The organism is Magnetovibrio blakemorei (assembly GCF_001746755.1).
Classification (GTDB): Bacteria; Pseudomonadota; Alphaproteobacteria; order Rhodospirillales; family Magnetovibrionaceae; genus Magnetovibrio; species Magnetovibrio blakemorei.
Map to the genome: position 1 here is coordinate 76,098 of NZ_MCGG01000021.1, position 20,985 is coordinate 97,082.

Annotated in this window: 18 protein-coding genes; 7 read left to right on the top strand and 11 right to left on the bottom strand. The window is 56.7% G+C overall.

The window, feature by feature from the left end; genetic code table 11:
- Window positions 1-59 precede the first annotated feature (59 nt).
- The 5 genes from BEN30_RS07425 to BEN30_RS07445 all read left to right on the top strand — a co-directional run bounded on the left by BEN30_RS07425 (window position 60) and on the right by BEN30_RS07445 (window position 5,303).
- The gene (locus BEN30_RS07425) at window positions 60-458 is read left to right on the top strand and encodes a DsrE family protein (protein ID WP_069957704.1); all 399 of its coding nucleotides are present in this window, start codon (window positions 60-62) and stop codon (window positions 456-458) included.
- Window positions 459-540: 82 nt separating this feature from the next.
- Window positions 541-771, top strand: coding sequence for a sulfurtransferase TusA family protein (locus tag BEN30_RS07430; protein WP_069957705.1), 231 nt, complete (start codon window positions 541-543; stop codon window positions 769-771).
- Between the two features lie 63 nt (window positions 772-834).
- Entirely contained in the window at window positions 835-1,974 is a 1,140-nt protein-coding gene (locus tag BEN30_RS07435; protein WP_069957706.1) for an NAD(P)/FAD-dependent oxidoreductase, read from the top strand.
- Window positions 1,975-1,987: 13 nt separating this feature from the next.
- On the top strand, window positions 1,988-2,509 hold the full coding sequence (locus tag BEN30_RS07440) for a hypothetical protein (RefSeq protein ID WP_069957707.1): 522 nt from the start codon (window positions 1,988-1,990) through the stop codon (window positions 2,507-2,509).
- 211 nt (window positions 2,510-2,720) lie between these two features.
- Window positions 2,721-5,303, top strand: coding sequence for a glycosyltransferase (locus BEN30_RS07445; protein WP_170826989.1), 2,583 nt, complete (start codon window positions 2,721-2,723; stop codon window positions 5,301-5,303).
- 33 nt (window positions 5,304-5,336) lie between these two features.
- On the opposite strand, the gene mutL is transcribed toward BEN30_RS07445, so the two are convergent.
- From mutL to BEN30_RS07460, 3 genes are read right to left on the bottom strand one after another with little or no spacing between them, the layout of a single operon-like run.
- Window positions 5,337-7,163, bottom strand: coding sequence for a DNA mismatch repair endonuclease MutL (gene mutL, locus BEN30_RS07450; protein ID WP_069957709.1), 1,827 nt, complete (start codon window positions 7,161-7,163; stop codon window positions 5,337-5,339).
- Between the two features lie 59 nt (window positions 7,164-7,222).
- Complete coding sequence (locus BEN30_RS07455; protein ID WP_084005203.1) at window positions 7,223-8,560, bottom strand: M16 family metallopeptidase; 1,338 nt, start codon at window positions 8,558-8,560, stop codon at window positions 7,223-7,225.
- Complete coding sequence (locus BEN30_RS07460) at window positions 8,557-9,912, bottom strand: M16 family metallopeptidase (protein WP_170826990.1); 1,356 nt, start codon at window positions 9,910-9,912, stop codon at window positions 8,557-8,559. Before BEN30_RS07460 ends, BEN30_RS07455 begins: the two co-directional genes overlap by 4 nt.
- Window positions 9,913-10,089: 177 nt before the next feature.
- Here BEN30_RS07460 and BEN30_RS07470 point away from each other — a divergent pair, with 177 nt between their 5' ends.
- Window positions 10,090-11,778, top strand: coding sequence for a glycoside hydrolase family 17 protein (locus BEN30_RS07470; RefSeq protein ID WP_069957712.1), 1,689 nt, complete (start codon window positions 10,090-10,092; stop codon window positions 11,776-11,778).
- Here the strand turns inward: BEN30_RS07470 and BEN30_RS18295 are convergent.
- From BEN30_RS18295 to BEN30_RS07505, 8 genes are all read right to left on the bottom strand, one after another.
- Window positions 11,671-12,135 (bottom strand): hypothetical protein, encoded by a 465-nt coding sequence (locus tag BEN30_RS18295; protein WP_139134910.1) that lies wholly within the window; start codon window positions 12,133-12,135, stop codon window positions 11,671-11,673. The two genes, BEN30_RS07470 and BEN30_RS18295, sit on opposite strands and share 108 nt — an antisense overlap.
- A gap of 101 nt (window positions 12,136-12,236) precedes the next feature.
- Window positions 12,237-12,815, bottom strand: coding sequence for a DUF3035 domain-containing protein (locus BEN30_RS07475; RefSeq protein WP_069957794.1), 579 nt, complete (start codon window positions 12,813-12,815; stop codon window positions 12,237-12,239).
- Window positions 12,808-13,371: a signal peptidase II gene (gene lspA, locus BEN30_RS07480; RefSeq protein WP_069957713.1), complete on the bottom strand. Its 564-nt coding sequence runs from the start codon at window positions 13,369-13,371 to the stop codon at window positions 12,808-12,810. The genes BEN30_RS07475 and lspA overlap by 8 nt, the downstream gene beginning before the upstream one ends.
- Window positions 13,368-16,220: an isoleucine--tRNA ligase gene (gene ileS, locus BEN30_RS07485; protein WP_069957714.1), complete on the bottom strand. Its 2,853-nt coding sequence runs from the start codon at window positions 16,218-16,220 to the stop codon at window positions 13,368-13,370. The genes lspA and ileS overlap by 4 nt, the downstream gene beginning before the upstream one ends.
- A 51-nt stretch (window positions 16,221-16,271) precedes the next feature.
- Entirely contained in the window at window positions 16,272-17,240 is a 969-nt protein-coding gene (locus BEN30_RS07490; RefSeq protein WP_322091069.1) for a bifunctional riboflavin kinase/FAD synthetase, read from the bottom strand.
- A 79-nt stretch (window positions 17,241-17,319) separates the two neighbouring features.
- Entirely contained in the window at window positions 17,320-17,781 is a 462-nt protein-coding gene (locus BEN30_RS07495; RefSeq protein ID WP_069957796.1) for a MaoC family dehydratase, read from the bottom strand.
- 165 nt (window positions 17,782-17,946) lie between these two features.
- Window positions 17,947-18,360, bottom strand: coding sequence for a hypothetical protein (locus tag BEN30_RS07500; protein WP_139134911.1), 414 nt, complete (start codon window positions 18,358-18,360; stop codon window positions 17,947-17,949).
- Between the two features lie 31 nt (window positions 18,361-18,391).
- Entirely contained in the window at window positions 18,392-19,174 is a 783-nt protein-coding gene (locus tag BEN30_RS07505) for a sulfite exporter TauE/SafE family protein (protein ID WP_069957716.1), read from the bottom strand.
- Between the two features lie 313 nt (window positions 19,175-19,487).
- Between BEN30_RS07505 and ccoN the strand changes: the two genes are divergently transcribed.
- Complete coding sequence (gene ccoN / locus BEN30_RS07510; protein ID WP_069957717.1) at window positions 19,488-20,972, top strand: cytochrome-c oxidase, cbb3-type subunit I; 1,485 nt, start codon at window positions 19,488-19,490, stop codon at window positions 20,970-20,972.
- The last annotated feature ends 13 nt before the right edge of the window (window positions 20,973-20,985 follow it).

A 20,985-nucleotide genomic window follows, 5' to 3' on the forward strand; every position in this document is an offset into this window, starting at 1 on the left:
ATATGGTTACAACACATATCTCAAAACAAGATGCTCACCATTCTAGGAGGTTTCCCCCCATGGCAACACCGCCGCTTTTCATCATGCTCAGCTCAGTTGATCGTGACAAACTGCAACTCGCTTCCATGATCGCGTCCGTCGCGGCTGTGTCTGAACGCCCTGTTCACGTTTTTGTGTCCATGGGTGCCATTAAGGTCTTCGCCAAAACCGCCAGCGGCAATGACCGCTACGGTGACAGCGCTTTCAATGCTGAACTGTGTGAGAAAAATGCCCCAGACCCCATCGATATGTTCGGCCAGGGCAAAATGCTCGGCGATATGAAGGTGTGGGCCTGTTCCATGGTGCTTGACGTATTGGGCTGGGATGAAAGCGACTTGGTTGATGATTTATTTGATGGTCAAATGGGTCTCACCAAATTCTTGTCCGACGCCGAAGAAGGTCAATTGCTGTCCATGTAAGGCAAACCATTTCTCTTCACGCTAACACCAAAAGGCATCCCATCGCCCCCGGGGTGCACACAAGCCCAGGAGTCCAAACCATATGAGTGAACGTAAACTAATTGATGCCCGTGGTTCTTTTTGCCCCGGCCCGCTGATGGAACTCATCGCGTCGCTGAAGCTGATGGAAATCGGTCAGGAAGTTGAAATTCTGTCCACCGATCAAGGTACGGCCAAAGACGTACCTGAATGGTGTGCCAAAGTCGGCCATGAAACGGTTGAATCTGGCGAGAAAGACGGCCACTGGTATGTGGTTGTGCGCAAAGCAAAATAATCATCTATCGATCCGCTGCGGCTTTGGGGAGCCGTCGCGTTAACACACTAAGGGAGGTATTCCATGTCAAAGAAGATTCTTATCGTTGGTGGCGGTTTGGCCGGCACCATCATTGCCAACGGACTGTGCCGTCATATCAGCACAGAAATCCGCAAAGGCGATGTGTCTATCACCATGTTGGGAAACACCGACACCCACATGTATCAACCGGGCCTGTTGTACGTTCCATTCGGCAAAATTCGTGAACGCGAATTGTTCCGCCCGCAGCGCAAGGTTTTGGACAAGCGCATCATCTTCCACATCGACCCTGCGACCAACATCGACGTCGACAACAAAAAGGTCACGTGTAAATCCGGCGCTGTGCACGAATACGACTATCTGGTCATCGCCACCGGTTCGCGTTTGATGCCGCAAAATATTCCGGGCATGGTCGAAGGCGCACATTGGCTCTACGACCTTGAAGGCGCGCGCAAGATGCGCGATGCACTGGACAAGTTCGAAGGCGGCAAAATCGTCGTCAACGTCAACGCACCGCACAAATGCCCGGTTGCTCCGCTGGAAATCACCTTCATGTTGAAAGAATACATGGAAGGCAAAGGCCTGTGGGACAAGACCGAGATCACCTACACCTATCCCATCGGTCGTTTGCACGCGCTGGAACCCGTTGCCGAATGGGCCAAACCCGCAATGGATGCCGTTGGCATCAAGTACGAAACCTTCTTCAACACCAAAGAAGTCGATCCCAAGGCCAAGACCATTTCGTCGGAAGAAGGCGTTACGCTGCCTTACGACCTTCTGGTCACCATTCCGCCGCACGCTGGTGCCGAAGTCATCACCGATTCCGGTTTGGGCGATGGCGGCTGGGTGCCGACCAACAAAACCAAATTGCTGCGCGAAGGTTCAACGGACGTGTTTGTGTGTGGCGACACCACCAACATTCCGATTTCCAAAGCCGGTTCCACCGCGCACTTCGAAGCCGACACCATCATCGACAACTTGGCGTCCTTGCTGACCGAAGGGCGCTGGGCGCGCGATTACGATGGCAAAGTCTTCTGCTTTGTCGAAACCGGTTTGAAAACGGGGACCTACGTGTGGTTCAACTACACCACCCCGCCGAACCCCGGCGCCCCGTCACAGATGATCCACTGGTTCAAGCTGGCCTATAACCGACTGTATTGGCTGTCCGCACGCGGCTTACTGTAAGGGAGCAGATATCATGAGCGAGACTCAAGAAAGTACGCTGCGCCTAGTTCAGGCCGCGACCGATGCCATGACCGACGGCATGGTCGAACGCTTCGCCACAACCGGCGGCAATGCGTTGGAAGTTTTGGATCGTCTCAACGACGACGATACCAAAGACGCGATTATGAACACCATCGACCGCCTGACCGAACTGCAACGTTCAGGCGCGCTCGACACCTTGTTCGACGTCGTGATCTTGATGCATGGACTGCGCTCGGCAATGACGGATTCCATGGTCGAACGTCTGGTAATTTGGGCGGAAACCATGATCAACAACGTCGCCAACGAACATCTGGCCGAATTTGCCGGGGAAACCGTTGACGCCATGCACGAAGCTGCCGTGGAAACAGCGGCGCACAAATCCAGCGGTGGTCTGATCTCGACCATCTCCATGCTCAGCAAACCGGAAACCCAGCAAGCCATCAAGTTTATGATGAACTTCGCCTGCAAAATGCAGAAAAACGTCTCCGATTCTCAAGGTTTAACGAACGAGTAAGTCCTCCGTTCGCTATCTTCTTATTGCTCGCCGTGGCTCCCCTGGTGCCACGGCGAGCTTTATTTTGTGCAAATGATTTTACGCCCGGATTTGATCAAACACTTGAAGTTAAACCGTGACCGGCGCAATGTGCGCACCTTGTACAATCCCCAAATACCTTCAAAATAGATTGCCCCATGAACACTACCCCGATGGACCACACAATACGATCATGACAATGCGCTCTTTCCTGGCTCTCGTCGTTGCCGTCATCCTTGCGGGTGCGGCGCAGTTTTTCATGTGGCAGTGGTTGATTGAGCGCGGCGATGCACCCGATGTTCGCGCCATTCAGTCGATGTCCTTTTCGCCCTTCACCCGCCATCAGAACCCCACCGTTGATGCCTCCGTCACCTTGGCGCAAATTGACAAGGACTTGGCGATCGTCACACCGATCACCGGCGCGATCCGAACTTATTCGGCAACCCAGGGGCTGGAATCCGTTCCTCTGGAGACGGTTAAGAAAAAAGGCTTTCGGGTTGTTCAAGGCATTTGGTTGTCTCAAGACGACACCCGCGACGCCCTTGAGATCGATAACGGCATCTGGCTGGCCAACAACAACAAAAGCGTCGTGGCGCTTGCAGTGGGTAACGAAACCTTACTGCGTGAAGACAAAACCCTCGAAGAATTGATCGGCATCTTGCAAGACCTGCGTCACAAGGTGAAAAAAAACACGCTGATCACCACCAGTGAAACCTGGGATATGTGGATCAAACACCCCGAGCTGGCCGAAAACGTTGATTACATCAACGCTCACATCTTGCCCTTCTGGGAAGGCATCCCCGAAGAGGAGGCCGTTGCCTATACCTTTGACAAATATGACCTGTTGAAGGCCACTTTTCCGAACAAACCTATTGTGATCGGAGAATTTGGCTGGCCGTCACGCGGCTACAATCAACGCGCCGCCGATGCGGCCCCGGTAACCCAGGCGCGGGTTTTGCGTGAATTCATCACCGAAGCGAACCGTCGCGGGATCGATTACAACATCATCGAGGCCTTCGACCAGCCCTGGAAAGTCGCCGAAGGCATGGTCGGTGCCTATTGGGGTCTATTCAACGCCCAGCGTCAGCCCAAATTCGCCTTGCAAGGTCTGGTCATCGAGCCCGAACGTCGCCCGAAAATGATCGCCAGCTTGCTCATGGGCGCGTTCTTGACGGTCATCGGGTTGGCCCGGCGGCGTCCGACCTTTGGCCACGCACTGCTTTATGCCTTGGCTGCCAATGGTATGGGCCTGGGCATCATCGCCGCCGCATGGTGGCCGTTTGAGGCCTATATGTCACCCGGCACTTGGGTCATGTGGAGTGTCGGTGTGGCGGCCATCTTACCCTTGGCGGCGATTACTTTGGCGCGCATCCACGAAATTTCCGAAGTGGTGCTGGGGCACAAGCCGAGGCGGTTGTTTATCCCCGGAACCACACCCACGTCCGCCGCCGCCGCCCTGCCCCTGGTGTCGATCCAAGTCCCGGCTTACCGGGAACCGCCCGAGATGTTGATTGAGACGCTGGACGCCTTGGCCGTACTCGATTACCCCAACTACGAAGTGTTGGTCATCATCAACAACACTCCAGATGAGGACTTGTGGCGACCGGTTGAAAGCCACTGCCAGGCTTTGGGCGCGCGCTTTAAATTCCTCAATTATCCGGCCATTGATGGTTTCAAGGCCGGTGCGCTTAACCGCGCCATGAAAGAAGTCGACCCACGGACGGAAGTTCTGGCCCTGATTGATGCCGATTATGTGGTCGATCCCAATTGGCTGAAGGACCTGACACCGGTCTTCGAAGACCCCCAAGTGGCCATCATGCAAGCCCCCCAAGATCATCGTAACGCATCCGATTCAGCCTTCCACCGCATGATGCAATGGGAGTTTGCGGGCTTTTTCGACATCGGCATGGTTCAGCGTAACGAAGACAACGCCATCATCACCCACGGTACCATGCTGTTGATCCGTCGCAGCGCCTTTGAAGCGGTGGGCGGCTGGCAAGTCGATACAATCGTGGAAGACACCGAACTGGGGCTTCGCCTTTATCAAGCGGGCTTCAGCGCGCATTACACCAATCGCCGCTATGGCTGGGGGCTTTTGCCCGACACCTTCAAGGCCTATAAAAGCCAGCGTCATCGGTGGGCCTATGGGGCGCTGCAAATCATCAAAAAGCATGGCCGGGCCATGTTGCCGGGTGGCAAAACCCTGACTCGCGAGCAAAAGTTTCATTTCACCACGGGGTGGTTCTTCTGGCTGTCGGATGCTTTGGGCATCTTGATCGCCTTGCTCAATTTGATTTGGGTGCCGTTGGTTTTGGGGCTGGATATGATGGTCCCAACAGTCGCCATGACGGTGCCGATTTTGACCGCCTTTTGCGTCAACATTTTGCACAACCAACTGCTGTACCGCATTCGCGTGAAGGCGCGCTTTATCGACACCTTGTCCGCCGGCATTGCGGCCATGAGTTTGCAATGGACCGTCGCCAAGGCCGTCTTTGATGGTCTGATCAAGGAAAGTCTGGCCTTTGCCCGCACCGAAAAGGGTGCTGGAAAGAAAAAACGCCCGGGCGCAACCTTCCAAGCGCTGCGTGAAACCTTGCTCGGACTGGCCTTGGCCGCTTCCGCGCTGACCCTTCACTTGACCAACGAGCAAGAAGTCATGGAGGTGTCCTTTTTTGCCGCGACCTTGGCCATCCAGTCCATCCCCCTGCTCGCCGCCACCCTGATGCACACGATCGAACTTTTGGGCCCGGTCCCGGTCAACCCGGAAAAAAGCTAGGGCCTAAAAAAGCTAAGGGCCTGAAAAAGCTGATCAGCGCCGTCCGAACAGCTTTTCGATATCGCTGAGTTTCAATTCCACATAGGTCGGACGACCGTGGTTGCATTGGCCGGAATGAGGGGTGGCTTCCATTTCCCGCAAAAGCGCGTTCATTTCGTTGCCATTGAGCCGCCGACCAGCGCGCACCGAACCGTGGCATGCCATGGTCGCGGCGACGTCGGCGAGTTTTTCGTGCAGCGACAGCATTTCGCCCCATTCGGCCAAATCGTCAGCCAAGTCCTTGATCAGCTTTTGCACGTCGGTTTGCCCCAACATGGCGGGCACTTCCCGCACCACCACCGCGCCCTCGCCAAACGGTTCAATCACCAGACCGAGCTCTTGCAGTTCGTCCAGGCGCTTGATCAAGCGGGCGGCGGACGCTTCGTCCAGCTCCACCACTTCGGGCAACAGCAAACCTTGACGTTTGATGCCGCCTGCATCCAAAGCCTGTTTCATGCGTTCATAAACGATGCGTTCGTGGGCCGCGTGTTGATCGACGACAACGATGCCGTCCGCCGTCTGGGCGACAATATAGGTTTCGTGCACCTGGGCGCGGGCCACCCCCAAGGGGTAATCATTGGGCTCGGTTTCAAAGCCATCGGGTACAGAGTCAGAACGCGCCGTCGGGGCCATAGCAAAATTATGCAACGGGGCTTGAAACGCCGCCGCCCGATCAGATAGTCCAGCCGTCCCCGCGTATCCGCCCCCTTGGGCATAGGGTCGCGACTGGAACTGCGCCAAAGCTCCAGACACATCCTGCGGCCGCAGAGATCCCAGCGCCGCCCCGGCGACGGTGGTGGAAGCCCGGTGTCCGGCGTCGGCCAAGGCATGCTTGAGCGCACTGACGATCAGGCCACGCACCAAACCGGCATCGCGAAAGCGCACCTCGGTTTTCGCCGGGTGGACGTTGACGTCCACTTGATCGGGAGGGATTTCCAAATAAAGCGCAATGTACGGATAGCGGTCATGGGCCAAAAAATCACGATACGCCCCCCGCACGGCGCCAAAAAACAGCTTGTCTTTCACCGGACGGCCATTGACGAACATGTACTGATGCTGGGCGTTGCCGCGATTGAGCGTCGGCAGCCCAATGTGCCCGGTCAAGCGCACGCCTTCGCGTTCGGCTTCGACCTGCAAGGCGTTGTCAAAAAAGTCCCGGCCCATAATCGCGCCCAGGCGGTCCAAACGCTGGGTGAACAATTCACCCTGGGCGGGAGCCAAGCGGATGGATGTGCGGGTGCCGTCAGACAGTGTAAAGCCCACCCCCGGATGGGCCATGGCGAGACGGTGGATGATTTCTTGGGCGTGACTGAGCTCGGTGCGCGCCGCTTTGAGAAACTTCAAGCGTGCCGGCGTGGCAAAAAACAAATCACGCACTTCGACCCGCGTGCCTTGGGGATGAGCCGCGGGCTGCACTTGACCCACGTGGCCGCCTTCGACACTCAGCGTCCACGCGCTGTCACCATCTTTAACCCGCGACGTGATCGACAACCGCGCCACCGCGCCAATGGACGGCAACGCTTCGCCGCGAAAGCCCAACGACTTGATGTGCACCAAATCATCATCGGGCAATTTTGACGTCGCGTGACGCTCAATCGCCAAAACGATTTCGTCGGCCGTCATGCCGCAGCCGTCATCGCTGACACTGATCAAGGTGCGCCCGCCGTCGCGCAACTGGATGTCGATGTTGGCTGCCCCTGCATCCAAAGCGTTTTCCACCAATTCTTTCAACGCCGACGCTGGACGCTCAACCACTTCACCAGCGGCGATTTGGTTGACCAGGGTTTCCGGCAAACGACGAATAAGCGGAGAAAGCGCCATGGGTTTGGCTCATCCTTAACACGGCAAAAAGGAAGAATCGGTGCGTAAAGACTACCACGTTAGGGGCTGGGAACAATGCCCGCAGGCTTGCCGACCACCACAATGTCGAGTTTGTCCACGTGCAGGTACTCGGCCGCCACCCGCTTAACCCCAGCCAGATCCACGGCCCCGATATAGGCCTTGCGGTGGTCCAAATAATCAATCCCCAAGCCATTGATCTGCATGGACACCAAAACCCGCGCGATGGCCCCGGTGGAGGTAAACGTCAACGGGAACGATCCGGTGATGTAAGTCTTGGCGTTATTCAGCTCTTGCGCGCTGACATCGCCCGTCGCCATGCGCGTCCATTCGCTCCGCAGCACGTCCAAAGTCTCGGCCACGCGGGCATTTTCGGTGCCGACGCTGCCGAGAATCAGGCCTGCGTGATCAAGCGGATAAAGATCAGAGCCCACCGAATATGCCAAGCCCCGCTTTTCGCGAATTTCTTCATACAACCGCGACGTAAACGAGCCTCCGCCCAAGATGTGGTTCATCACCAAAACCGTATAAAAATCGGGATCGTCGCGTTTCAGTCCCGCTTGACCAAACACGATGGTGCTTTGCGGAACGTCCAGTTCGATCACCTGCACGCGCCCGGTGGCGTTGGGAACGACATCTGCGGCACGCGGTGTGGTGGGTTGGGCCGGCAAGGTGCCAAAGGTCTTGTCCAAGAGCGCGCCCAAACGCTCAGGCGTCACGTCACCGACCACGCCGACAACCAAATTGCCGCGCGCCAGTCGGGTGTGCACAAACGCTTTTAAGTCGGCCTGGGTCAGCCCCGTGACGCTTTCAACCGTGCCGTCAGAATCGCGGCCGTAGCCGTGATCGGGAAACATCGCTTTAAAGAACGCATTGTAGGCCAGCTTGCCGGGGCGTTGAGAATCGCTTTGAATACCCGCGATCAGTTGGCTTTTGAGACGCGCCACCGGCTCGTCGTCGAACCGGGGCTGGGTCAACGCCAACCGCAGCAAGTCCATGGATTGGTCCAAGTTTTCGGTGAGCGTGGTGACTTCACCGCCAAAACGGTCATTACTGGCACTGAACCGCAGCGTGATGGATTGATCGGCGAGAATTTGCTGGAACGTCTGACTGTCGAACTCACCAGCTCCTTCGTCCATGGTGCTGGCCGCCAAATTGGCCAATCCGGCCTTATCTGCCGGGTCCATTTCAGCGCCGCCGCGAAACGCCAAGCGCACCGACACCACCGGGTTGGAATGGTCTTGCACCAACCAAGCCTCAATTCCCTGGGGACTGACAACCCGCTCAACCTCCACCGCCGCCGCTTGAAACGACAGCAAGCTCAAGGGCAGGGCAACCGCCAGCAAAATCACATAAAGCTTTTTCATGCGCCAATTCATGCCCCGTCTCCTTTGCCGTTCGCCAACAGCTTGGTGGTGATGCGGCGCGGCTCTGCCAAAACAGCATTCAGTGCATCCAAGACATCTTGTTCGCCAACGGCCCCAATGTGCTCCGGCCAGTCCTCAACCGATTCAAGCTTGTGACCCGAAGCCAGCGCGCCACCGATGGCATAGGCACCGGCTTTCATGGCATCGCGGGAAAAGATCGCGTCCGCCAGCATGCGTTTTTTGATCCGTGCCAACTCACCATCTGCCAGACCTTCATCGACCAGGCGCTGGGTTTCAAGGCGCACAGCTTTTGAAATTTCATCCAAGCTCACACCCGGACGGGGTGATGCATAAAAGACAAATTGGCCGTCACCGCGTGCCGAAGCCATGTAATCCGTCCCCACCGAGACCGCCAGGGGGCGTTCAATAACCAAGGCCTTATACAGGCGCGACGTGCCGCCACTGCCCAGCAGTTCCGACAGCACTTCCAACGCCGCGACCCGACGGGTTTCGCCGTTGGTTAAGGACGGTTGGATGATGTGCTCAGACCAACTGGCCTGCTTCACCCGGTCGTCGCGCAACACCGTTTCCCCGCCGATGATGGGGGCGTCAGTGGTCAAAGGGGCGCGCTTGGGCAATCCGCGCGGGGGAATGGGGGCGTAATATTTTTCGGCCAAACGCTTAACTTCAGCAACGTCGACATCGCCCGCCACCACCAAAATGGCGTTGTCAGGCGCGTAGTGGTCTTTATAAAAGCTGAGCGCGTCTTCACGGCTCAAGGCCTCCGTTTCCGCCCGCCAGCCGATGATGGGGCGACCGTAAGGATGGCCTTTGGGGAAGAGCTTTTGCATGGCCTGTTCAGATAAACGCGCAGCGGGTTTGCCTTCCAGACGTTGATTGCGTTCTTCCAAAACCACCGCCAATTCGGTGGCAACATCTTCAGCGCTTAAGACCAAATGGGTCATGCGGTCGGCTTCCAGTTCCATCACCATTTCCAGCTGATCGCTGGCGACGGTTTGGTGGTAGCCGGTATAGTCCAAGCTGGTGAAGGCGTTTTCCTCGCCGCCGTGCTGGGCGATCAACTTTGAAAATTCGCCGTCGGGATGCTTGGGCGTGCCCTTGAACATCAAATGTTCCAAAAGGTGTGCCACCCCCGATTTGCCCTTGGGCTCATCGGCAGCGCCGGCCTTGTACCACACCATGTGCAGCACCACCGGAGCCCGGTGATTGGGCAGCACCACAACGTCCATGCCGTTTTTCAAGGTAAAAGTCTCGGGATTGAACACCCCGGCCATGGCTTGACCGCTCCACAACCCCAGCGCCAAGGCGCCGACAACACAGATGCGCAACAGAGTTTTTGTCATAACCATCCCATCCAGAACTTAAGGCCACTTCTTTTACAACGTGGCATGTAGGGTTTGTAAGGGACAATTGCGGCGAAAAAAGGAAAACCTTTTCGCCGCTCCCCTTGCATTATCCTTGACTTTGACAGGGCCTTACTGGCTTTCTCCTGCGCCTGAAAGATTTTTGGAGTTTCATCCATGCCCCGCCTGTTGAATGCGCTTGTGTCCTTGCTGATTGTGATCGCTGCCAGCGCCACCTTTTGGGCGGGACTGGGACGATCTGTGGACTTGGTTGACGTGCCCGGCGGACGCTTGGCGTGCTTGTCCTATACCCCTTATGACGGCAGTTCTTCGCCGCTCGACGGCAAGGATTTCAAGGCCTCAACGGAAGGTATCCGAGCTGACCTGGAAGCGGTGCAAAAGGTCACCAATTGCATCCGCACCTATTCGGCGCTGGACCCCGCATCCAAGGTGGTGCCCATCGCCGCCGAACTGGGACTGACGGTTTGGCAGGGTTTGTGGATCGGTGCCCGCGAAGACGAAAACGACGCCGAAATCAATGCCGCAGCCGCCCTCGCCAAGGCCTATCCCGGCACGATCCAACGGTTTGTGGTCGGCAACGAGGTGTTGCTGCGCCGAGAACTTCTGGGCGAAGAACTGGCGGTCCTTCTCCAACGGGTCAAAGCCTTAGCGCCGGGCATTCCCGTCACATATGCCGACGTGCCGGAGTTTTGGCGCCGCAACCCGGTGCTGGGCGACGCCGCCGACGTTGTCACCATCCACATTCTGCCCTATTGGGACGACCCGTTGCCCATGACCATGGACGAGGTTCAGGCCCATGCGCGCGCGCTGGTGAAAGAAATGCAGTCCCTTTACCCCAACCACCCGGTCGCCATCGGTGAAATCGGCTGGCCGAGCGCGGGGCGTACCCGTGGCGGGGTGATTCCGAACTTGGTCAACGAGGCCCGTTTTGTGCGCGAATTCGTCGCTCAGGCCGACGCCATCGGCGTGGATTACAACATCGTCGAGGCCATTGACCAAGATTGGAAAATCTGGCCCGAAGGCACGGTCGGTGGTCATTGGGGCATTCTCGACAACCAGCGGCGGGAAAAGTTTCCCCTCATCGGTCCGGTGTCGGAATGGCCGCGCTGGCCGCTGGCGGCAGCTCTGTCCAGCTTGGGCGCAGTGACGGCGATCATGTTGGGTGGATTTGGCGTCTTTGGTCAGGCTCCCGCGACGTTTGCGCATGGGTTAAAATTGGCAGGCCTTGGTCAGGCGATGGGTATTATGACCGTGCTGGGCATTCGGTTTATCGTCGACACCAGCTTCGGTTGGCCAGTGTGGGTATTGAACAGCACCATGCTTGGCTTTGGACTGTTATGTGTTTTAACGCTTGGACCGATAAGTGTTGGCAGAACGCAGCCCCTGCGCGCCGCTTCGATTGCAGCGGTGGCCGCTTGGCTGCGCCGTCCCGCCCGGATGCGCTGGAGCACTGAAATCGGCCTCGGCCTGGTGTTCGCCGTTCCCTTGCTGTGGACCGGACAGCTGGCGATTTTGCATGCCTTTGACGGCCGCCACCGCGATTTTCCCCTGGCGATCTTGGTGCCGATTGCTTGTGTTCAAGCGCTGCGGTGGTGGCAAGACCGCAAGGGCAAGGACCAAGTTTCTCATCTGGGTGAGCGACGGGAAGAAGCCTGGCTGGCCATCATCTTCCTGGTTTGCGGGGCGCTGGCGTGGAACGGACCGAACAATGTCGAGGCGATGGCGTGGATGGCGACGTTAGTCCTGTTCGCGCTGCCGTGGCTGGGCGAGGTCCGGTTCGAGCTGCGTCGTCTGTTCATGACGAGTGGCACTCAACACCGCCACCAGCAACCCGGAGGCCGATAAATACGCATTGTAGAGAAACAAGCCCGCACCGCCGAACCCGGCCGCTGTGATCACCGCCACCACCCCCCAACGCTGCCAACGCCCTTTGAGAACCAGCGACACGAGCGCCAAGGCCAGCGCAGCATACCCGTAAACGCCCGCTCCGTTGATGGTGATGATGGCGCTGCGCCCCCCGCACCACCAGGGCGGCGTTCCGGAGCGGCACACTGCCCCCATCATTTCCGGTTCGATCAATTGATCGCGCAGCACCGACGCGGCCAGCGCCGCAACAACGGCGATGAGCAGCACAGCCAGAACAGGATGACGCAACGGCGCGAAGAGCAAATGTTTCATACGCCGTCTCTTAATCTTTTCCACGAAGACTGACCATCAAAAAGAGAGGGAGGCGAAAAGAACGGGGCGGAACAAAAAAAAGGGGCGTGAAAGCACGCCCCTTTTATGTCAATGAAATCCGTGCGTCAGTTAAACCAGCCGTCGAATAACCCTTCCAAAGGCGCCTTGGATTTGGTTTCGATAATGGGCGTCTCGCCGGCGTTGACGGGCTTGCCCAGCGCTTGATTTTCTTGCAGGCGCTGCAATTCTTTTTGTGGTGAAACGACGACGCCGGGATTGGGATCAAACATCAGAGCTTCCATAAAGTTCTGATCTTCTTCGGCAAACGCTGAGGTTTCGCGGTTGACCGTCTGGCGAATGCCGGGTTCAGCGTTCTGCACACCCGCCTGCATCAATAAAGCCGACGTGCCAGGGGTAGCGGCTTGAACGGGTTGGAGCTGAATATCGCGACCGCTCAGCATCACGCGCTTGGCAACCACTTGCGGGTCGTCCGTTTTGCGGGCTGCGGCCTCGGCTTCCGATGGCGGACGTAAGCCATAATCGGGGGGCATGGTCAGCGGTGCACGGGTGTATACGGAAAACTCATCCGGAGCAGCTTTGGTCTGGGTCAATGCCTGGCGGGCACCATCACACCCGGTCAAAGCAACCGCGACCACCATCACCGCAATGGCCATCACCGCACTGGAAGGAGAAGTTTTAGTCATGTGTTTCATCTGTTCCTTGCGCATTTTTACGATGTTCATCCGAGACATCCTTTGAAGACGAATTGTCCGCCCCAGCAAACAAAGATTCCCACATCAACGCCCCGGCACCGATAACGATTGCGCTGTCGGCGACATTGAATGCCGGCCAATGATACCCCAAAACATGTACGTCGAGGAAGTCCGTCACCGCACCAAAGCGAAAACGGTCAATCACATTGCCGATGGCACCCCCTATGATAAGCCCTAAACTCGCTGCAGACCAGCGGGTTTCGACGCGCATCATCCACACCGACAGCCCCAAGGCGATCAACAAGGTCAATCCGATGAGAATGCGCGGACCGTAAACCCCGGCATCGCCGAACATGCCAAAACTGATGCCTTCGTTCCACGCCAACACCAAGTTGAAAAAGGGGGTGAGTTCGAAGTACGACGTCCCGGCGTCCGAAAACAACCCCAACACCCACCACTTTGAAACCTGATCGGCGATCAAAATCAGCACCGCAAGGCCCCACCCCTGAGCACTTCCGTTTCCTTTTGGCGTTTTGGCACCGCTCATTCAGCAGCCCCGCCAGAACCTTTGGTGGACTCGACGGCATCTGCACATCGTCCACACACGGTGGGGTGCTGGGGGTTTGAGCCCACATCTTCGGTGACTTTCCAGCATCGTTCGCACTTGTCGCCAACCGCGACCGTCGGAACAACACCGACGCCGGGAACGTCGTCTATGGTAAAGGCTCCCGCAGGGGCCTCACCTTCGATGAGTTCTGCCATGGACGTGATCGCGATTTCAGCCAAATCGACGCTGTTCATCACCGCCACATAATCCGCCGTGGCATAAACCTTAGGCGCCGCCTGCAAACTTGAACCGATGCGTTTTTCCGCCCGCTCAATTTCCAACGCGCCCGTCACCACGCGGCGCAGTTCACGCACTTTGGACCACTTGGCGGCCAGTGCGTCGTCCAACCATTCAGCAGGGACATCGGGGAACAAGCGCAGGTGCACGCTTTCGCCCTCGCCCGGATTGCGCGCCAACCACGCTTCTTCGGCGGTGAAGCAGATAAACGGAGCCAACCATGCGGTGAGACAATTGAACACTTCGTCCAACACCGTGCGACAGGCCCGGCGCAGGGTGGAATCGGTGCGTTCGCAATACAGCGTGTCTTTGCGCACGTCGAAATAGAACGCGCTCAGCTCGACGGTGCAGAAGTTGTGCAGTTCGGTAAACAACGGGTGGAAATGGAAATCATCGCACGCCTTGCGCACTTTACCGTCCAATTCCCGCAAACGATGCAAGACCCACCGTTCCAATTCCGGCATTTGAGCAAAAGGCAAACGTTCGCTTTCTTGAAAACCGTCCAAGTTGCCCAGCAGATAGCGGAGTGTGTTGCGCAGACGACGATACACGTCGGCGTTTTGCTTCAAAATGTCATCGCCGAACGGCAGGTCGTTGGTGTAGTCCGAGCTCACCACCCACAAACGCAAGATGTCCACGCCGTATTGGTCTTCAACGTCTTTAGGCGTGATGGTGTTGCCCACCGATTTCGACATTTTATCGCCGCGCTGGTCCAAGATGAAGCCATGGGTCAACACCGCGTCATAAGGCGCACGGCCCCGGGTGCCGCAGCTTTCCAACAGCGACGAATGGAACCAGCCGCGATGCTGGTCAGAGCCTTCAAGGTACAAATCCGCGGGCCACTTCAAGTTGGGGCGTTGTTCCAAAACGAAGCTGTGGGTACAGCCGGAATCAAACCACACGTCCAAAATGTCGGTGACTTGGTCAAAATCTTCGGCTTTGTGATCGGCACCTAAGAAATATTGGGCATCGTGGGTGTACCAGGCATCGGCACCTTCTTCTTTGAAGGCTGCAATGATGCGGTCCAGCACCGCCTGATCGCGCAACGGCTCGCCGGTATTTTTGTTCACAAACACGGCAATCGGCACGCCCCAGGCGCGCTGGCGCGAAACGCACCAGTCGGGCCGTTCGGCAATCATCGAACGCAGACGGTTCTTGCCGATGGAAGGCACAAAGCGGGTGTCTTCGATGGCCTTCAGGGCGGTGTCGCGCAGGTCGTTCTTTTCCATGGAAATGAACCACTGGGGCGTGTTGCGGAAAATCACCGGAGCCTTGGAGCGCCACGAATGGGGATAGCTGTGCTCGATGCGCCCGGTGGACAACAGCATGCCCAATTCGGCCAGCTTGTCCGCCACCGCCTTGTTGGCGGGAAAACGGGTTTTTTTCTTTTTGTCGTCGAAAATGAGAACCGGCAGGCCTTCGAACATGGGCACTTGGGCAGTGTAGGTGCCGTCGCCGTTGACGGTATCGGGCACAGGCACGCCGTGCTCCATGCCCAGCACCCAGTCATCTGCGCCATGCCCCGGCGCGATGTGCACGATCCCGGTACCGGTGTCCAGCGTCACAAAATCGCCTTTCAGCGCGCGCACGTCGAATTCATAACCAAAGCCTGCGAAGGGGTGTTTACACACCACGCCATCCAAGCCCTTGTGGCTGGCCAGTTTGGTCCACTCGACAATACCGGCATCCGTCACAAATTGTTCGGCCAAGCCTTCGGCGACGATGAGTCTTTCCCCCACGCGGGCCATGCTGTCATCAGATACGGCTTTCACTTCAAAAACGCCGTAATCAAAAGCGCCATAGGCCACAGCGCGGTTGCCGGGGATGGTCCACGGCGTCGTGGTCCAAATCACCACACAAGCGCCCTGCATTTCAGCAATAGGAGCTTCGGTAACGGGAAAGCGCACATGGATGGTCTGCGAAGAATGGTCGTGGTATTCGACTTCGGCTTCGGCCAAGGCAGTTTTTTCCACCACCGACCACATCACCGGCTTGGCGCCTTTGTACAGCGAGCCGTTCATCAAGAACTTGCCCAGCTCGGCGGCGATCAGGGCCTCGGCTTCAAAATTCATGGTGGCGTAGGGGTGGTCCCAATCGCCCACGAGCCCCAGACGCTGAAACTCTTCACGCTGCACGTCCAACCAATGGGTGGCGAATTCACGGCATTCCTTGCGAAATTCGACCACCGGGATTTGATCTTTGTCCTTGCCCGCAGCACGGTACTTTTCTTCGATTTTCCATTCGATGGGCAGACCGTGGCAGTCCCAGCCGGGGACGTAATTGGAATCCTTGCCCATCATTTGCTGGGAGCGAACGATCACGTCCTTCAAGATTTTGTTCAGCGCATGTCCGATGTGCAGATGCCCGTTTGCATAGGGGGGGCCATCGTGCAGCACGAACTTTTCACGACCTTCGCCCGCTTTGCGGCTCAGCGCATAAAGATCCATGGCTTTCCACCTGGCCAGGGTTTCCGGTTCGCGCTGGGGAAGGCCCGCGCGCATGGGGAAATCGGTCTGGGGCAGGAACACTGTGTTTTTGTAGTCCGTGGTCATAAGTTTCAGCTTTGAGTCTGGAGTCTGTTTAGGGGCAAACGAAGGGCCTTTTTAGCCTTCTTTTGCGAGGATTTCTCTAGCTTTCTCACAATCGAGGACAATTTGCGCTTTCAGCGCATCCAAGCCGTCGAATTTCTGCTCTGGGCGCAGACGTTCCAGCAGCTGGACACGCAGGTGTTTTCCGTACAAATCGCCTTCAAAATCAAACAAATGGGCTTCCAAAATGACGTATTCGCCCTTGTCGAAAGTGGGGCGTTTGCCAACATTGCACACGCCGTTGATCCACGTCACCTCACCATCTTCGACCACGCCCGCGCGGATCGCATAGACCCCCAATGCGGGGCGCAAAAAGTCGCCCAACAGCACATTGGCGGTGGGAAAGCCCAGTTGACGCCCTCGAGCGTCGCCATGCTCAACGCGGCCTTCAACTTCAAAGGGACGCTCCAGCACGTGCGCAGCCCCGTGGGCATCGCCCGCTTTGAGGTAATCCCGCACCCGGGTGGACGAATACACAATGCCCTGCTCGTCGGCAACTTTGGGCACGGCGGTAAAGCCAAAGCCATTGGCCCGGCCCATATGCAACAAGGTGTCGCAGTCGCCTTGACGCTTTTGCCCAAATTGAAAATCGTAGCCCGCCACCACGTGGCTGGCCCCTAAGCCCTTCACCAGAACCTCTTCAACAAATTGGGCGGCTGTCAGGCCGGCAAACGCAAAGTCAAAATGTTGGATCAAAAGTTCATCCACGCCCAACTGTTCGATCATTTGGGCCTTGGTGCGCATGGTGGTGAGACGAAATGGTTCTCCGTCCGGCTTAAACAAAGCGTCGGGATGGGGTTCGAACGTCATCACCGCCCACGGTTTGTTCAGGGCGCGCGCAATGAAGCCCGCCTCGTTGATGACAACTTGGTGGCCTTTGTGAATGCCATCAAAGTTGCCAATCGCGACAACGGATCCGCGGGCGTCCTCGGGCAGGTCGGTGTAGTGGCGAAAGATGCGCATGGTGGCGAAAAGTGCCGTCACGCCCGCCTGGGGTCAAGGGAAATCACACACAAAATGCGGATTACCAAATCTCAAGCAGACGAAGACGGCACAAAACGGCTCAGCGCTTGGGCGGCATCAAGGTGGCTTCGCCTTCCAGAACCACCTTGCCATTGACCAAACAACGGGTCGCAAACTGTACAAATCCCCGTTTTTCGATCAATTCCATCACCTCAGCTTCGGTGGTGACGACATCGCCGACGCGCACAGGCGCGCGAAATTTGAGGCTTTGATTGATGTATATGGAACCCGGTCCCGGCAAAATCGTGCCCACGACCGTGGAAATATAGCTGGCCGACAGCAAACCGTGCGCGATGCAACCGCCAAACGGCGTGTGCTCGGCAGCAAAGGCTTCGTCTAAGTGCACGGGGTTGTGATCGCCCGATACCTCTGCAAAAGCTTTGATGTCAGCGTCGGTGACTTCGCGGACGTACTGGGCGACTTGGCCAACCTTCAATTCGTCAAAATAATAAGCATTGCCTGGTGCCGATCCGGCTGCCTGGGTGATTGCGTCACCGCTCATGTCCTGCGCTCCCATATAATTTTTTTTGTTGATCCGATCAGAGGCATACCCAGCCCCTATGCTGCATTGCAACATTACGACCTTATCGCCTTGAGGGATGTACAGCAAGTTCACAAATCACCGATTTCGCGGTTTTAACGCCCCAACCGCAGCGCTTCACAAACTTCAGGGGGCGGGTCGCCGCACTTTGAGGCGCGGTTGCGTCGCTAAAACACGCCGTTTTGGCATTTGGGGTGGCTTTGCAGGCTGCTTTTTGGCCTTCCCCTGAGGACCATTTGGGTCCGCTTCAAACACATCATCTTCAAATAAATTTGAGCGCAAGCCCCGCGTTTCGGCACGCCGCTCAATCAAGTCCAACGTACGTTGAACGGTCGGATGGCGACTGGGCACGCGGGCTGATTTCAGCATGTGTTCGTGCACAATCACGCCGAGGATGTCGCGCACGTCATTTGCGTCTTTGCACCGTTCCACCCAGCGCAAATACGCCGCAATGGTCCACGGATGGGCGGGCAAGGCCTTCAATTTACGGCCCTCACACCAGCGTTTAAAATCCGCCCAGGTTTTTGTCCGTGTCGCCATTAACGCTCCAGTGGAGGCTCCGTTTGTCGCCTCACAGCAACTGTGTCGCCAGATAAAGCAAAAAACCGCCGTTGATCAACAAAAGCACAGGTGCCGCCTGACGCGCGATGTCCGGCCAGCGGCCCAACAACGCCCCACCGGCCAAACCCAGCCCCAACAAGGCCGGTACCGTACCCAACCAAAACGCCAGCATGGCGAACACCCCGGTCAGCCAGTTCCCGCTGGCTGCCGAAGCCGCCAACGCGCCATAAACCAACCCACACGGAATAAACCCCAATGCACAGCCCAGCGCGTAGCCGCGCAGGCCTACAGGATGGGCAAACAAGGGCTTGATGGTTTTGCCCCAGGCCCTGGCCAAAGCACTCTGAGTCTCACTTGCGTCTTGCGATGCCCCGAATCCGGGCATTTTGACCCCTAAACCGCGAAAGGCATAACCGAGAAAAAACAACGCCGCAAAGAACAACAGTGCGGCCGCGATCCAATGGAGTCCCGGAATTTGCGTCAATTGCTGAGACGCCAGCGCCGCGACACCTCCCAGCACCATATACGTCGTGCCACGCCCCAAATGATAGGGCACCAATGCCCCCCCCGTTACACGTTTGAGCTCACTCATATTCGAGAGGGACACGGTTTCCAGGCGCGCTTGGACTTGAGAAATGACAAAAGGCCCGCACATGCCCAGGCAGTGCGTCGCCCCACCGGCGAATCCGGCCATAAAAAGGGCAAATAACAATCCCTGTGAGCCGTCGATGGCCGCACTACAATGCGCGACCCCCGCAACCAAAAGACTATCCAAATAAGCACCTTGATCCATAAGCCTAGATACCTCGTTGTTCTATATGTGTTTTTATTACGATCAAAAATTATTCTAAAGAATTCAGTGCGTTATACGCCCAACATTTTGGACCGGGAAGGCTCACTTTATCCACCTCCAAAGTTAGACTGGACTAATTTAACGTTGCATTAAACACAATATAAGTGTTTAAATCTCCGCGTTCGGGGACCCCCGTTTTGGTCCCCTTGGCTTTAGGGAGCCCGTTTCACCCCTGAGTCGGTGGGCATTTTACTCTTAATACCAGTACGATAGCTCATCTCTCGGTTTACGAAAACAAGGTTGGGAGCCAGAGATGTCTTCAGCATCCCTCGCAAATACGGCGAGTTCCGGTACGCCTGAATATTACGATGATCTAATCAAGAAATTCGTAATTGCATCAGCGTTTTGGGGCTTAGCTGGTTTCCTGGCAGGCGATTTGATCGCTTGGCAGCTTGCCTTCCCGGTTCTTAATATGGACCTGGAATGGACCACATTCGGACGTTTGCGTCCGCTTCATACGTCGGCGGTGATCTTCGCCTTCGGCGGTAATATCCTACTCGGTTCGTCTTTCTATGTCGTGCAGCGGACTTGCCGCGCGTCGTTGTTTGGCGGCAATGGTCTCGGCAGCTTCATTTTTTGGGGCTACCAGCTGTTCATCGTCCTGGCAGCGACCGGTTATCTCTTGGGTATCACCCAGGGTAAAGAATATGCGGAACCGGAATGGTACGTCGATTTGTGGATCACCGTTGTTTGGGTGGCCTACTTGATCGCGTTTGGCGGCACAATCGTCAGACGTAAAGAACCGCATATCTATGTTGCCAACTGGTTTTACTTGGCATTCATCATCACCATCGCCGTGCTGCACTTGGGCAACAACGCCTCGGTTCCCACGGTATTGTTTGGTGGCGAAATGACCAAAAGCTACATCGTCTGGGCTGGCGTACAAGACGCTATGACTCAGTGGTGGTACGGCCACAATGCCGTTGGCTTCTTCCTGACTGCTGGTTTCTTGGGCATGATGTACTACTTCGTGCCGAAGCAAGCTGAACGTCCGGTTTACTCATACCGTCTTTCGGTTATCCACTTTTGGGCGCTAACCTTCCTCTATATCTGGGCTGGTCCGCACCATTTGCATTACACGGCTCTGCCCGATTGGGTGCAGACGTTGGGTATGACCTTCTCGGTCATGCTGTGGATGCCGTCTTGGGGTGGCATGATTAACGGCGTGATGACCTTGTCTGGCGCGTGGCACAAGCTGCGTACAGATCCGGTCCTGCGCTTCATGGTCGCCTCTGTTGGCTTCTATGGTATGAGCACCTTCGAAGGTCCGTTGATGTCGATTAAGGCTGTGAACTCTCTCAGCCACTATACCGACTGGACCATCGGTCACGTGCATGCGGGTGCTTTGGGTTGGAATGCCCTGGTTTCCTTCGGCGTTCTGTACTTCTTGGTACCGAAACTGTGGAACCGGGAACGTTTGTACTCCTTGCGTCTGGTGAACACACACTTCTGGATCTCGACGATCGGGATTGTGCTGTACATCTCTTCCATGTGGGTTTCCGGCATCATGCAGGGTCTCATGTGGCGCACGTACGATCAGCTTGGCTTCTTGCAGTATTCGTTCATCGAAACGGTTGAAGCTATGCACCCGTACTACATCATCCGCGCAACCGGCGGGCTCCTGTTCGTTTTGGGCGCCGTGTTGATGATCTACAACCTGTGGCGTACTGCCCGTGGTGATTTGCGAAATGAGGCCCCGATTGGTCTTGATTCACAAGCCGCTGCAGCAGCCGAATAAGGGAGGATAGATA